Raw genomic sequence first — 14,580 nt, 5'->3', positions numbered from 1 at the left:
CTGGCGCGTGGTGAGCAGGCTGCGCGTATAGGGCGCAACCTGCACGTGAGGCGCCAGTGGATGCTGCGCAACCCGCTCTGCGCAAGTCCGCTGTGCACCACTGCGCAAGTCCGCTGTGCATCACTGCGCAACCCGCTGCGCAAGTTCGCTGTGCACCACTGCGCAACCCGCTGCACAGCCCGCCGCGCTGGGCGGGGGAGGTCAGCGCACGGGGCCGGGAGGCGCGCAGTCGGATGGAGTCAGACCGAGCTGCCCGCTGACGAGTCTCCCCACACCCGGCCCACCACCCACGGCGGCACGCTGAACCCGCAGGCGATCGTGAGGGGCGCGAGCAGCCACACGGGCGAGAGCGCCACGACGAGCACGGGGGCCAGCAGCGCGGACAGCGGCCGACGTGCCACCAGCGCGAGCGCCCGCAGCACGACCGTCGGACGGGCCGCGAGCTGGTCCCGCGCCGCGGCGACCACATAGGCGCTCAGCAGCGCGACCATCACCCAGACCACGGGTAGCATCAGCCCGACCGCGAAGACGCGGGTCGAGGGGGCCATGCTGGGCAGCACCAGGGCGTTCGCCCCGATCCCGCCGAGCACGAGCAGCAGCAGGATCGACATCGGAGCGTCCCTGCGCAGCGTTCGGCGCACGTGGGCGAGCGTGGACGTGAAGGCCGCGTCCTCGTACTGCTCGAGGTCGGAGGTGGTGCGGGTGGCCCCGGCCAGCGCCGGGACGATGCCGATCACCGTGAGGATCCCCAGCAGCGCCGCCCAGTTCGCCCCGAGGAACGCGGCCGGCTTGGTGAGGAAGCGGACCAGCCCGCGTGCCTCCAGCGGATCGCGTCGGCCGATGCCGCGCTCGAAGCGGGAGAGGTCGTCGACGTGCTCCGGCGCGACGGGCGAGGAGGGCGCGGGGACGCCAGGGCCCCGCGGGTCCGTCGGCAGCACCGACGGACCCGCGGGGGCGGCAGGAGCGCGCGGGGTCACTTGATCCCCGAGGCCGCGAAGCCCTGCACGAAGTAGCGCTGGAAGATCAGGAACAGGACGATCATCGGGACCGCGGCCATCGTGGTGCCTGCCATGAGCAGGTGCCAATCCGTGGTCGCCTCCTGACGGAACGACGAGATCCCGACCTGGATCACCCGGAGGTTCTCCGAGGTCGTCACCAGCAGCGGCCACAGGAAGTTGTTCCAGCCCGCCTCGAAGCTCAGCAGGGCCACGGTGAGCAGCCCCGGCTTGATCAGCGGGGTGATGATCCGGGAGTAGATCCCGAACTCGCTCACCCCGTCCAGCCGCGCCGCCTCGATCAGCTCGGTGGGCGTGCCCACGTAGAACTGCCGGAACAGGAACACCATGAACGGGGAGACCGCCCCGGGCACGATCAGCGCCCACCAGGAGTCGATCCAGCCGATGCCGCCCTGGCCGAGGATCGAGTTCCCGCCGAACAGCGGCATGTGCCGCACCATGAGGAACACCGGGATCACGGTCGCGTAGAACGGGATCATGATGCAGGCGACGATCCAGCCGAACACGACCTTGGATCCTCGGAAGCGCAGCTTCGCGAGCGAATACCCGCATGCCGACGCGAACACGACGTTGAGGATCGCAGAGGCGCTGGCCAGGATCAGGCTGTTGCGCGCGTAGATGCCGAAGGGAGCCCGCTCGAGGGTCTCGGAGAAGTTCTCCAGCCGCCAGTTCTGCGGGATCAACGGCATCGGCACCTTGGCCATCTCGGTGGGGTCGCGCATCGCCGACAGTGCCATCCACAGGAACGGGGCGGCCATGATCAGCGAGGCGACCACGAGGAACACCATCATCGCGGTGTTGCCGACCAGCTTCTGCCGCTTCAGGCTGTGCTGACGCGCCCGACGGGGTGATCCGGGATCCTTCCTGGTCCGGTCCGTGGGGGCTCCCGGGGCGTCGGGGGCGAGGGTCGAGGATTCAGTCACCATCAGTGCCTCCGACGATGCGACGGGAGAAGAAGGTCAGCACGATCAGCATCAGCAGCAGGATCACCGATTGGGCGCTGGCCAGGCCGAACCGGAACTCCTGGAACGCGGTCTGGTAGATCCGGTAGGTGACCACGTTGGTGGCGTTCGCGGGCCCGCCCTCGGTGAGGATGTAGATCAGGTCGAAGGTCTGGAAGTTGGCGATGAGCGACGTGACCAGGATGAAGAAGGTCGCCGGGCGGAGCATCGGGATGGTGATGTGGCGGAACTTCTGGATGAAATTCGCCCCGTCGATCGACGAGGCCTCGTACAGCTGCTCATCGACTCCCTGGAGGGCGGCCAGGTAGATGAGCATCTTCAGGCCGATGCCCTGCCAGATCGTCACCAGGATGACGGAGGCCAGCGCGAGCTTCGGGCTGGTCAGGTAGGGGAGCGGCCCGATACCGACCACGCCGAGGGCGGTGTTCATCAGGCCGCTCGTGGACGGCGAGTAGATCCACAGCCAGATCATCGCCACGGCGACGGTCGCGGTGATGTGCGGCAGGAACACCATGACGCGGAAGATGCCACGGCCGGGGATCGCCCGGTTCAGCATCGTCGCGAACACGAGCGCCAGGAACATCGAGATCGGGATCCCGACGCCGGCGATGATGACGTTGTTGAGGACGGCCTTCCAGAAGATCACGTCCTGGAAGATGGTCGCGTAGTTCGCGAATCCGTTGAACTCGGGTCGGGTGACCACGTCGTACGCCGTCATGCTGAGGATGAACGCGACGATGATCGGGATACCGATCCAGATCAGGGTGTGCAGTGCGGCGGGCGCGGCGAGGATCAGTCCCCAGCGCGATTCTGCGGCGCGCGGGCCACCGCGTCGGCGGCGAGGAGCCGACGCTGCTCGTGGGGTGGCCCGGGTGGCGGTCGCTGTCATCGGCTCAGAGCCGGGAGATCGCGTCGTCGCACAGGGCCTTCATATCGTCCAGCATCTTCTGGACGTCCGACTGCCCGGTCAGGCACGCCTCGATGAGAGGCTGGAGGTTGCCGCGGATCTCCATCCACGCCGCGGAGCCGCCTTCGGCCGCGCCGGCCTTGTCCAGGTGCTCGAGGGCGAACGTGGTCAGGTAGTTCTCGGTGATCTCCGGGGTGTCGGGGATGTCCGGGGTCGGCGGCACCTTGCCGGTGGCGGCGTTGCCGGCGGCGAGCATCTCCGGGGTCATGAGGTGCTTGACCAGTGCGGCCGCGGCGTCCTGGTTCTTCGAGCGCTGGCCGACGGAGATCATCGTGCCGCCCTGGAACATCACCGGGTCGTTGCCGTCCGCGCCGGGGAGGAGGAACATCCCCACGGCGTCCTTCTTCGCGAGCTCGGGGGTCATGTCAGCCCAGGTGATCCAGTCCGCCGTGCTGACCAGCTGCATCGCCGCGGCCCCCTGCATGAACGGGGTGGGCTGCCCCTCGGCTGCCTGCAGGTCGTAGTCGACCGCCCCCTTGTCCATCAGGTCGAGGATCCACTGGGTGGCCTTCGCGCCGGGCTCCTCCTGGAGCGTGGGCGTGAGCCCGTCCTCGCTGAAGAGAGTGCCCCCGAAGGCGTAGAGCAGATGGATCCAAGCCTGACGGATGTTCTTGGTGAGCAGGTCGAAGCCGACCACGCCGTCGCCGGTCAGCTCGTTCGCGACCTCGGCGAGCTCATCCATCGTCGTGGGCGCCTCGGTGATGCCCTTCGCCGCGAACATCTCCTTGTTGTAGACCACGAAGCGGAGGTCCATGCCGATCGGCAGCGAGTAGTACTTGTCCTCGTAGCGGCACGAGCCGAGCAGCGCCTCGTCGAGACCGAGCCCGTCGACGTAGTCGGAGGGCAGCTCCGCGAAGATCTCCTTGTGCGCGAACGGCGGGGTCCAGCCCACGCCGGACATGATCACATCGGCCACCAGGCCGCCCGCGATCGAGGTCGAGAGCTTCTCGTTGAGCTTGTCCCAGGCGACCTGATCGACCTTGACCTTCACTCCGGAGTTCTCGTCCGTGAAGGCCTTGATCATGTCCTTGAGCTCGGCGGCCGCATCCCCCGTGAAGTCCGGGGTGAGCAGGGTGACGTCGCCGGACAGGTCGGTGGCCTCGGCGTCGATGTTCACCGGGCCGCCCGTGCTGGTGTCCTCGGTGGATCCGCAGGCGGCGGCGGTGAGACCGATGCCCGTGGCACCGGCGGCGGAGATCATGGAACGTCGTGACAGCATCTTTGCGGTCCCTTCGGGGAGGGGGAGTGACGGGCTCTGGGCAGTTCGGCGGGTGCGCATCGGACCTCATCGGCCGGCGGCGTCCCTGCGCCAGCACGACGAACGAGGTGGACCGGAGCATCCGCTCGATGTGACCTGGGTCGCGCACTGGTGAGACACGAATGTCCGCTGTTCTGCACGTTCTGTCGGGAAGTTGCCATGAGTTGTCGGCACGCGCTTTCCGGCGGTGGCGGCGAGAGCTCGCCGGACGTACTTCCAGGTAGTGGCTCGATGCAACGTTGCGAAACGACGTGCAAACGTTGTTCCCGGCCCGAGTGCCGTTATCCGAATGGAATGTTGGGCGGCGCTCGAGGGCGGGCGCGCACGGGGCCCGGGGCCCGGTGAGGGCATCCGCCACCGACGTCGGGACGGCGCTCGCACGGGTATCGCCGGGGCCCATCTGACGACATCCGCTCCGAGCCTGTTCGAGCGCCGAAGCGCGGGCCCCTACAGTTCAGCCATGGGATCGCACGAGAGCGCTGGGCGCAGCGACGAGCACGCAGCAGCTTCCGGGGAATCAGGAGCATCCGAGGCGGTCGGTGACGCCGCGGAGTCCGTCGGCGACGCTGCGGAAACCGTCGAGGACGCTGCGGAGACCGTCGAGGAGCAGCCGGCGTTCCAGGCCGTCGCCCGGGGCGGTTTCCTCATGGGCGGGCTGGTGCACGTGCTCATCGGATGGATCGCCGTGCGGCTCGCGCTCGGGGACTCCGGGGGCAGTGCGGATCAGAGCGGGGCGATGGCGATGATCGCGCAGGCGCCCGGCGGGCAGATCCTGCTGTGGGCCGGCGGGCTGGTCATGGGCATCCTGGCGCTGTGGCTCCTGCTGCGCACCTGGTTCGCCGCGCGCAGCGCCCAGGGGCTGAGGGCCACGGTGGTCGACGCGCTGCGATGGCTGGGGCCTGCGGTGGTCTACGCGGCCCTGTCGGTGATGGTCCTGCGGTTCGCCGCAGGCGGCGGGTCGTCCTCGGAGGCGCAGACGCAGTCCGCTACGGCGGGCCTGCTGGGCTCGGGGCCGGGGCGGGCGCTGGTGCTCCTCGCCGGCGCCGTCGTGATCGGTATCGGGATCGGCTTCGTGGTCCTCGGGGTCACCCGTCGCTTCCTCCGGCAGCTGGAGCGCAGCGGAGCCCGGAGCGTCGGAGCCGCGCTGCGGATCACCGGGATCGTCGGCTATGTCGCGAAGGGGCTCGCGCTGGCGGCGGTCGGAGCACTGCTGGGATGGGCCGCGATCTCCGCAGACCCGGAGAAGGCGACCGGGCTCGACGGGGCGCTGAAAACCATGGCGGGGCTGCCTGCGGGAGTGGCGATGCTGCTGCTCGTCGGGGTGGGCCTGATCCTCTTCGGCGTCTACTGCGCGCTGCGGTCCCGCTACCAGGAGATGTGAGCGGGCTGGAGGTGTGAGCGAGAGCCCGGAGCCTCGTCGCCTCAGCGTGCCGGGGCGTACCTCAGCAGCAGTGCTCCATGCGGGGCGATCACCACGTCGAGCGCCGTGGAGCCGGGGGCGACGCCCCGGGCGGCGTCCGACTGCTCGGTGACCGGACGGGTGGGCACCTCGCTGCCGCTCCACAGCTCGGTGACCTGGCCCTCGAGGTGCGAGGGCAGGTCCACGTCCTGGCTGTCGAGCGCGACGGGAAGCTCGTCCGCGCCGAGGTTGAAGGCGGCGACGTAGCGGGTGTCGCCGTCCCCGTCGGCCGTCCACAGGACCAGCGGCCCTTCACGGAACACCTCGCGGTTGCCGGAGGAGGCGCGGAGCACCTCGAGCACGGCATCGTTGCGCAGCAGAGCGACGGTCTCCGGGTCGGAGCTCGGCAGGTCGCCGCCGATCATCAGCGGGGAGCGGGCGATCACCCACAGCGTCATCAGGGTGCGACGTTCCTCGGGGGTGAGCCGATCATGGCGCGGTTCGCCCCGTTCGGCGCGGATCCCGATGCGCCCCAGCGGGAGCATGTCTCCGTCGGCCCAGCCGTCCGGGCCCGAGTGCGGGGCCCAGCGGGCGAAGCGTGCGAAGTTCGCCTCGACGTCCTCCCACCGGTCCCAGAGGTCGTCGCAGATCCGCCACATGGCCGCGTGCTCGCGCAGATGCGGCAGGCGGGTGAGGGCCAGGTCGCGGCCGGGGGAGAGGCTCAGCTGCATCGGCCGGCCGCAGCCCTCGATCGCGGCGGAGAACGCCTCGATCTCGGCGGCCTGGTAGGGCCACAGCATGTCGTCGACCTTGAGGAAGTCCACGCCCCAGGAGGCATAGAGCGCGAGCACCGAGTCGTAGTAGGCGTGCGCGCCGGGCACGGTGTGGTCGATGCCCACCATGTCCGGGTTCCACTCGCAGGAGTTGGTGGGATCTGCGATGTTTGACGCGCGCAGGGTGCTGCCCACGATCGGGGTGTTCGCGGCCACGGCGCGGCGGGGGACCCCGCGCATCACGTGGATGCCCAGGCGCAGGCCCAGACCGTGGAGCTGCGCGGCGAGCGGCCCGAAGCCGGCCCCGTCCGCGGAGCTCGGGAAGCGTCCGGGGTCCGGCAGCAGCCGGCCGTGCTCGTCCATGACCAGCGGGGCGTCCGCGTTGTAGCCGTGGGAACGGGCCGACGGGTCCGACCAGTCGATGTCGATCACCACCGTGTCCCAGCCGTACGGGGCGAGGTGCTCGGCGAGGAAGCGGGCGTTGGCCAGCACCTCCTCCTCGGTGACGGTGGTGCCGTAGCAGTCCCAGCTGTTCCAGCCCATCGGCGGGCGGGAGGGGTCGGCGGGTGCGGGTGCGGGTACCGCTGCGGGTGCCGCTGCTGGCGCGGGTTCGGACGCAGGTGCGGGGGTCGGGCTGGGGGTCGTCATCGGGTCACTCTCCGAGCAGGCGGTCGACGTAGTCGTTGCGGAAGACCCGGCGCGGGTCCAGGCGGTCGCGCAGCGCCTGGAAGTCCGCGAGGCGGGGGTACTGCTCGCGCACCGTCTCCGGGGCGAGGGTGTAGACCTTCCCCCAGTGGGGGCGCGGGGTGAAGGGGGCCAGCCGCTCCTCGATCTCCGGCAGCAGCGCCTCGACCTCGTGGGGCAGCTGCTTCCAGGTGAAGTGCACACAGGCGCTGTCGCGCTGGTGGGCGGGGGAGAGCCAGAGGTCGTCGGCCGCGACGGTGCGCACCTCGGAGGCGTGCAGCAGCGGACGGATCCGCTCGCCGAGCGGCATCACCGCCGCCAGCGCCTCGGCGATCTGCTCGCGCGGGACGAAGTACTCCGACTGGATCTCCTCGCCGCTGCTCGGTGTGAACTCCAGGCGGAAGTGCGGCAGACGCTCGTGCGAGGGCCCCGGCTCGCCGGACTGATCGGTGCAGAAGTCGCCGGGCATCCCCGGCAGCGGATGCACCGCGCCGGTGGCGAGGCGTGCGCCGTGCCAGATCTCGGGGAAGGGCGAGCTCGCGTCGGTGGGCAGGTCGGAGGCTCCTGTGTGGGCAGAGGCGCCGACGCCGGACGGGGAGCCGCCGCTGGGCCCGTCCGTCGAGCCGACGGCAACCGCCTGCTTCGCCCAGATCTGCGCCATGGTCCCGTCCCAGTGGTGGAACAGGCTCACGCTGTACGCGCCGGCGAGCACCTCCGACAGGCCGGGCCCGGAGACCTCGCCCGCCGGGAGGTCCCGATACACGCGCTGCCGCATCGTGAAGGCGGGCACGAGGTCGAGCGTCAGGTGGGTGACCACGCCGAGCATGCCGAGGGAGAGCACCACCCCGTCGAAGATCTCGGGATCCCCCTCCCGGGAGAGCGTCAGGAGGTCCCCGCCCGCCGTGACCAGCTCGACCGCGCGCACGGCCGAGGCGAGCGATCGGTTGCCGTCGCCCGAGCCGTGGGTACCGGTCGCGCTCGCGCCGCCCACCGAGATGTGGGGGAGCGAGCCGGTGTTCGCCAGCGCCAGGCCCTGCGCCGCGGCCGCGACCGCGAGCTCGCCGTAGCGCACCCCGGCTGCGACCCGCACGGTGCGCGCGGCGGTGTCGAACTCGAGGTCCGACGGCATCATCGCGAGGGTGACCAGGTCCGCGTCGCTCGCCGCGACCTCGGAGAACGAGTGCCGCGTGCCGAGCGCCCGGATCCGGCCGCTGCGGCCCACGAGCGCGCGCAGCTGCTCCACGGACGTCGGGACGTGCAGCGGCCCCGGCCCGTAGTCGACCGTGCCGGACCAGCTGAGGCCGGGCCGGGAGAGCTCCGGGCCGGTGGTGCCGCCGGACGATGTTGCGCTCTGGGAGGTCATGCGGTCCACCTCGTTGTGGTCGGTGTGTGGTGAGAAATTGGCGTGGCGTGGCCGGCCGGGAAGCGCACGGTGCCCCGGCCTCTGCCACCTCACCGCGGGTCGGCGCCCTCAGCGAGGCAAAGATGGGGGAATGCTGCTCTCATTCCCCCACCTTTGCCTCGCTGAGCGGGCGGCAGCGGGTTGCGGCGAGCCGAGCGGGCAGGCGCCTCTGGGCCTCAGGCCTCCTGGCCCGTCGACCTCTGGGCCGTCAGCCCCTGGGAGTGCCTCAGAAGCCCTGGCCGAGGCGGTAGAAGACCTGGTTGGTGCGCAGCTCCTGGGCGAAGGAGCGCACGGTGGTGTCCTCGTCGATCACGGCGAGCTCGATATCGCCGATCTGGGCGAGGTCCTCCCATACCTCGAGGCCCACGGCGGTGCTCATCACCGTGTGGTGGGCGGCGCCGGCGGTCAGCCAGCACTCGGCGGAGGTCGCGAAGTTCGGGGCGGGCTCCCAGACGGCGCAGGCCACCGGCAGCTTCGGCAGGTCGTGCTCGGGCTCGACCACCTCGACCACGTTGGCGACCAGGCGGAACCGCTCGCGCATGTCCGACAGGGCGACCACGACGGCGGGGCCGGCGTCGGCCGTGAACGTCAGACGCACCGGGTCCTCCCGGTCGCCGATCCCCAGCGGGTGGATCTCGAGGGTGGGCTTGGAGGTGGTCAGCGAGGGGGAGACCTCGAGCATGTGGGCGCCGAGGATCTTCTCGCTGCCGGGCGTGAGCTCGTAGGTGTAGTCCTCCATGAGGGAGGCGCCGCCGGGCAGGCCGTGGCCCATCACCGCGGCGACCCGCACCAGGATCGCGGTCTTCCAGTCGCCCTCGGCGCCGAAGCCGTAGCCGTCGGCCATGAGGCGCTGCACCGCGAGGCCCGGGAGCTGGCGCAGCCCGCCGAGGTCCTCGAAGTTGGTGGTGAAGGCGCCGAAGCCGCCCTCCTCCAGGAAGGTGCGCAGGCCCAGTTCCTGGCGGGCGCCGTAGCGCAGCGCCTCATGGCGCTCGCCGCCCTTCCTCAGCTCGGGCACCACGTCGTACTGCTGCTCGTACTCGTCGACCAGCTCATCGATCGCGCTGTCGGCGACGGCGTCGACCACCTCGACCAGGTCGTTCACGCCCCACGTGTTCACCGAGACGCCCAGGCGCAGCTCGGCCTCGGTCTTGTCGCCCTCGGTGACCGCGACACCCCGCATGTTGTCACCGAAGCGGGCCAGCTTCAGGGAGTGCATCTCGGCCCAGCCGGTGGCGGCGCGGGCCCAGCGGCCCACCTTCTCCTGCACGCCGGCGTCGCTCGCATGGCCCACGACCGTCTTGCGGTTCACGCCGAGGCGGGTCGCGATGTAGCCGAACTCGCGATCGCCGTGCGCTGCCTGGTTGAGGTTCATGAAGTCCATGTCGATCGTGGACCAGGGCAGCTCGACGTTGGCCTGCGTGTGCAGGTGCAGCAGCGGGGTGCGCAGGACGTCGAGGCCCTGGATCCACATCTTCGCCGGCGAGAAGGTGTGCATCCACGCGATGACGCCCACGCAGGCCGGGTCGGCGTTCGCAGCCAGGGCCGTCTCACGGATCGCGTCACGGTCGGTGAGGACCGGCTTCCAGACGATCTTCACGGGGATCGAGGAACCTGCGTCGAGGGTCTCGGCGATCACGCGGGACTGCTCGGCGACCTGGTCCAGCGTCTCGGGGCCGTACAGGCCCTGGCTGCCGGTCAGGAACCAGATCTCGCGGGCTTCGAAGGGGTTCTGCATGGGGTGTCCTCGTCCTTCAGGGGTGGCTTGGGGTGGTGGGCCGACGGATCGGCGGGTCGGGTGGGGCCGGCGTCAGTGCTGGCCGTAGACGTTCTGGTAGCGGTCGTAGAGCGAATCGATGTGCCCCTGCGCGATGGGCAGCGGCTCGCCGAGCTGGCGGGAGATGTGCACGGTGCGCGCGACCTCCTCGACCATCACCGCGGCTTTCACGGCGGCGCGGGCGTCCGTGCCGATCGTGAACGGGCCGTGGTTCTGCATGAGCACGGCCGGGCTGCGATGCCCGGTGAGGGTCTCCACGATGCCGCGGCCGATCGAGTCGTCGCCGATGATCGCGAAGGGGCCGACGGGGACCGGGCCGCCGAACTCGTCGCCCATCATCGTCAGCACGCAGGGGATCTCCTGGCCGCGAGCGGCCCAGGCGGTCGCGTACGTCGAGTGGGTGTGGACCACGCCGCCCACCTCGTCCATGTGCTCGTACAGGTAGGCGTGGGCCGCAGTGTCCGAGGAGGGCGTGAGGGAATCGGGGGTCCCGTCGACGATCTTCGCGCCGTCCAGGGTGCACACCACCATGGTGTCCGCGGTGAGCTCGTCGTAGGAGACCCCGGAGGGCTTGATGACCAGCAGGCCGGGGACCTCGGGGTCGGTGGCGGGCACGCGCTCGGAGACGTTGCCGGCGGTCCAGACGACGAGTCCGTTGCGGGGCAGCTCGGCGTGCAGGGCGGCGACGCGCTCGCGGGTCGCCGCGACGGCCTCCTGGGTGGCCTGGGGGAGGTCGGTGAGGACGAGGGTCATGGGGCAGCTCCTGGATCGGGGCGGAGGGTGGTCAACGTCAGCGGGCGAGATCGAGTAGGGGCGACGGGCGCCATCAGGAGGGGGCCAGAGGACCCGAAGGCCAGAAGGCCAGAAGGCCAGAAGGCCAGAAGGCCAGAAGGTCAGAGCATCAGGCGAGCACCTCGCCGGCCTTCCGCTCGACCTCGAGACCGGTGCGGTAGCCGGCGAGCCAGGAGGCGTGCCCCGCCATCCCGGCCTCGTCGGGCTGCAGGGTGGAGAGCTCTTGGGAGGCGAAGATCTGCTCGGCCAGGAAGCTGCTGAGCGAGGCGGCGCCCGAGCTGCGGCGGGCACCCGAGGCGCGGCGGGTCCACGCGGTGTACGCGGCCAGCAGCGCCATGCCCCAGGCGCCGCCCTCCCCGGCGGATTCGCCCACGGCGACCGGGGTGGCGAGGGCGTCGGCCAGGATCTGCTGGGCGATGCCCTTCGTGCGGAAGATCCCGCCGTGGGCGAACATGACGTCCAGCTGCACGCCTTCGTCCTTCAGCAGCGCCTCCATGCCCACCGCGAGCGCACCGAAGGCGCCGTAGAGCTGGGAGCGCATGAAGTTCTCGAGCGTGAAGCGGGCCTCCTGCTCGCGCACCAGCAGAGGACGGCCGGAGGGGACGCCCGTCTGGTGCTCGCCGGAGATGTAGTTGTAGCTCAGCACGCCGCCGGCGTCGGCCTCGCCCTCGGCGCCGGCGGCGAACAGGGTCGCGTAGAGCTCCTCCGGGCCGACGGGGTGGCCCAGCAGCTCGGCGAAGCGACCGAAGAGGCCCAGCCAGGCGTCGAGATCGCCCGCGCAGTTGTTGGTGTGGATCATCGCCACCGGATCGCCCGACGGGGTGGTGACCAGGTCGATCTCCTCGCGAGGACCGGACAGCGGCTTCTCCAGGACCACCATCGCGAAGGCGCTGGTGCCGGCGGAGACGTTGCCGGTGCGCGGATCCACGGCCTGGGTGGCGACCATGCCGGTGCCGGCGTCGCCCTCCGGAGGAGCGGCCACGGCGCCATCGCGCAGCGCACCGGTGGGATCCAGCAGGGCGGCGCCCTCGGAGGTCAGCGTGCCGGCGTCCTGCCCGGCCACGAGCACCTCGGGCAGGATCTCCGCGAGCGACCACGCAAGATCGGCGACCGCGTCGAGGCCCGCGAAGCGCTCGAGCAGCTCGGGATCGTAGGCATCACCCGAGGCGGCGATCGGGAACACGCCGCTGGCGTCGCCCACGCCGAGCACCGAGCGACCGGTGAGCTTCTCGTGGACGTACCCGGCCAGGGTGGTGAGCCGGCCCAGACGCTGCACGTGCTCCTCGCCGCCGAGGACCGCGTGCAGCAGGTGCGAGACGCTCCAGCGCAGCGGGATGTTGAGCCCGAAGGTGCTGCTGAGCAGCGATGCGGCGTCAGCCGTGTAGGTGTTGCGCCAGGTGCGGAAGGGGACCAGCAGCTCGCCGTCGCGGTCCAGTGCGAGGTAGCCGTGCATCATCGCGGAGATGCCGATGCTCGCGAGCTCGGTGAGCTCCACGCCGTGGCGCTCGCGCACATCCCGCACGAGGTCGGCGTAGCAGGACTGGATGCCCGTCCAGGCGTCGTCCAGCGAGTACGTCCAGCTGTCGTCGGCGAACTCGTTCTCCCAGGCGTGGGAGCCGGTGCCGAGCACCTGACCTGCGTCGTCGACCAGCGCGGCCTTGATGCGGGTCGAGCCCAGCTCGAGGCCGAGATGGGCGCTGCCGGCCTCGAGGAGGGCGGCGGCATCGGGTCGGGGAAGGTCCGGCGAGGACACGGCGGCGTGCGTCATGGGGTCATCCCACCAGGTGGCACCCACCAATGTCAACGTTCACATTTTGATCTCGAGATCTGGGCGCCGGCCGTCGGTCGGCCCTGTCGAGCCCGTCGAGCTCGTGACTTCGCCTGCCCCGTCGTGCCTGTCGAGCTCGTGACCCCACCTGCCCCGGCGCACCCGTGACGACGTCGGTCTCGTCGAGTCCCTCGAAACGTCCCGTCAGCGGGACGTTTCGGTGGAGTGGGTGGGCCTCACCGGGAGTGTCGTCCCCAGCGCCCCAGCGCCCCAGCGCCCCAGCGCCCCAGCGCCCCAGCGCCCCAGCGCCCCAGCGCCCCAGCGCCCCAGCGCCCCAGCGCCCCAGCGTGCCTGCGACCCAGCGCCCCAGTGGACCAGTGCCCCTGCACCCCTGCACCCCTGCACCCCTGCACCCCTGCACCCCTGCGCCCCTCCGGCCGGCGGGACCGGCGGGCCCGGGCGGCGGGCGGTCAGTGCGTGCGTTCGGGACGGGTGGATCGGCGCACGACCAGGCGAGGCGGCAGCGTGCTGGGGGTTCCGGGAGGGAGCTCCTGCCCCTCGAGCAGGCACAGCAGGTGCTGCAGGGCCAGGCGGCCGAGGTCCGCGAAGGGTTGCGAGACGGTGGTCAGGGAGGGGATCTGGAACTCGGCGCCGAGCGTGTTGTCGAAGCCCACCACGGCGACGTCCTCGGGGATGCGCAGCCGGTGCTCGTGCAGGGCGTGGAGCACGCCGATCGCCATCATGTCGTTCGCGGCGAAGATCGCGTCGGGCAGGCCCTCCCGGACCAGGTCGTTGGCGAGGTCGTAGCCGGCTCGAGGGGTCCAGTCGCCGGGGCCGACGACGGCTGCGTCGAGGCCGTGCAGCTCGACGGCGTGCTCGAAGCCCTCGAGGCGGGCGCGGGCGTCGAACCAGTCCTGCGGTCCGGCCGCGTGGACCACCGAGCGGGCGCCGGTGCGCACCAGATGCTCGATGACCTGCAGCGCTCCGAGCCGCTGGTCCACGCCGACGACCTCCACCCCGGGCACTCGAGGGGCTTGCGCGGAGACCGCGACCACCGGGGTGGAGCGGGCCACCGCGGCGACGGCTGGCACCATGCCCTCGTGGGCGGCGACCACGAGGACGCCGTCGGCCCCGGAGCCCAGGAGCTCGGCGCCGATCTCGCGGTCGCAGTCGTCGTGCGCGCCGACGGTGGTCAGCAGCACCGAGTAGTCGGCCTCGCGGGCGGCGGACTCGATCGCGGTGGTGGTCTCTGCCGGCCCGAACAGTGCGGAGCCGTCGGTGAGCATGCCGATCAGCGAGGACCGGGTGGTCTTCAGGGCGCGGGCGGCCCGGTTCCGGGTGTAGCCGAGCTCGGCGATCGCCTGCCGTACGCGGGCGCGGGTGTCGGGGCGCACGATCTCCGGCTCGTTGAGGACGCGGGAGACGGTCTGGTAGGAGACGCCCGCACGGGCGGCGACGTCGGCCATGGAGGGACGGCGGGCGGTGGTGTCCATGGGGTCCTTCCTGGGGGCGGTGCGGCGGTCCGAGCGGGCGACGGTCCGGGCGGGTGGCGGTGGAGGTCGGCCAGGGTGCCGGGTTCGAGGATTCCGTGCCCGGCCCGGCGTGGATGCCCCGTGTCGTGCATGACCTGCGCCAACGCGTGAAAACGCTTTACAGCAGGTCACCGCATTGCACGGAACTTACCAGTGGTAAGTCGTTGCTGATTCGTGACCCGCGTGGGGTCGACTCTTCTTGACATCTGCTTCAATGTGAACGTTACCATTCGGGGCGTTCGGTGCCATCGAT

Annotated in this window: 11 protein-coding genes; 1 reads left to right on the top strand and 10 read right to left on the bottom strand. The window is 71.0% G+C overall.

The window, feature by feature from the left end:
* Positions 1–239: 239 nt before the first annotated feature.
* Genes ACT3T5_RS17335 through ACT3T5_RS17320 form a run of 4 tightly spaced genes read right to left on the bottom strand, consistent with a single transcriptional unit; the run spans position 240 to position 4,164 of the window.
* Positions 240–977, bottom strand: coding sequence for a hypothetical protein (locus ACT3T5_RS17335; protein WP_444595044.1), 738 nt, complete (start codon positions 975–977; stop codon positions 240–242).
* Complete coding sequence (locus ACT3T5_RS17330; protein ID WP_444595043.1) at positions 974–1,942, bottom strand: carbohydrate ABC transporter permease; 969 nt, start codon at positions 1,940–1,942, stop codon at positions 974–976. Before ACT3T5_RS17330 ends, ACT3T5_RS17335 begins: the two co-directional genes overlap by 4 nt.
* A complete protein-coding gene (locus tag ACT3T5_RS17325; protein WP_343924750.1) occupies positions 1,932–2,867 on the bottom strand; it encodes a carbohydrate ABC transporter permease in 936 nt (311 codons plus the stop codon). The genes ACT3T5_RS17330 and ACT3T5_RS17325 overlap by 11 nt, the downstream gene beginning before the upstream one ends.
* A gap of 4 nt (positions 2,868–2,871) precedes the next feature.
* Positions 2,872–4,164: an extracellular solute-binding protein gene (locus tag ACT3T5_RS17320; RefSeq protein WP_444595042.1), complete on the bottom strand. Its 1,293-nt coding sequence runs from the start codon at positions 4,162–4,164 to the stop codon at positions 2,872–2,874.
* Between the two features lie 499 nt (positions 4,165–4,663).
* Here ACT3T5_RS17320 and ACT3T5_RS17315 point away from each other — a divergent pair, with 499 nt between their 5' ends.
* Positions 4,664–5,584, top strand: coding sequence for a DUF1206 domain-containing protein (locus ACT3T5_RS17315; protein WP_444595041.1), 921 nt, complete (start codon positions 4,664–4,666; stop codon positions 5,582–5,584).
* Between the two features lie 41 nt (positions 5,585–5,625).
* Here the strand turns inward: ACT3T5_RS17315 and ACT3T5_RS17310 are convergent, their stop codons facing one another.
* The 6 genes from ACT3T5_RS17310 to ACT3T5_RS17285 all read right to left on the bottom strand — a co-directional run bounded on the left by ACT3T5_RS17310 (position 5,626) and on the right by ACT3T5_RS17285 (position 14,288).
* Complete coding sequence (locus ACT3T5_RS17310; protein WP_444595045.1) at positions 5,626–6,918, bottom strand: alpha-galactosidase; 1,293 nt, start codon at positions 6,916–6,918, stop codon at positions 5,626–5,628.
* Between the two features lie 109 nt (positions 6,919–7,027).
* On the bottom strand, positions 7,028–8,422 hold the full coding sequence (locus ACT3T5_RS17305; protein ID WP_444595040.1) for a D-arabinono-1,4-lactone oxidase: 1,395 nt from the start codon (positions 8,420–8,422) through the stop codon (positions 7,028–7,030).
* Between the two features lie 265 nt (positions 8,423–8,687).
* Positions 8,688–10,196, bottom strand: a complete 1,509-nt coding sequence (araA, locus tag ACT3T5_RS17300; protein ID WP_444579670.1) for an L-arabinose isomerase — start codon at positions 10,194–10,196, stop codon at positions 8,688–8,690.
* Positions 10,197–10,268: 72 nt separating this feature from the next.
* Positions 10,269–10,988: an L-ribulose-5-phosphate 4-epimerase gene (locus ACT3T5_RS17295; RefSeq protein ID WP_444595039.1), complete on the bottom strand. Its 720-nt coding sequence runs from the start codon at positions 10,986–10,988 to the stop codon at positions 10,269–10,271.
* Between the two features lie 148 nt (positions 10,989–11,136).
* Complete coding sequence (locus tag ACT3T5_RS17290; protein WP_444579668.1) at positions 11,137–12,795, bottom strand: xylulokinase; 1,659 nt, start codon at positions 12,793–12,795, stop codon at positions 11,137–11,139.
* Between the two features lie 470 nt (positions 12,796–13,265).
* Entirely contained in the window at positions 13,266–14,288 is a 1,023-nt protein-coding gene (locus tag ACT3T5_RS17285) for a LacI family DNA-binding transcriptional regulator (RefSeq protein WP_444595038.1), read from the bottom strand.
* Positions 14,289–14,580: the final 292 nt, after the last annotated feature.

It is taken from the genome of Brachybacterium sp. AOP3-A1-3 (assembly GCF_052378285.1).
GTDB lineage: Bacteria > Actinomycetota > Actinomycetes > Actinomycetales > Dermabacteraceae > Brachybacterium.
Note: the sequence above shows the minus strand (reverse complement) of the source record. Positions and strands in the feature narration are given on the sequence as shown.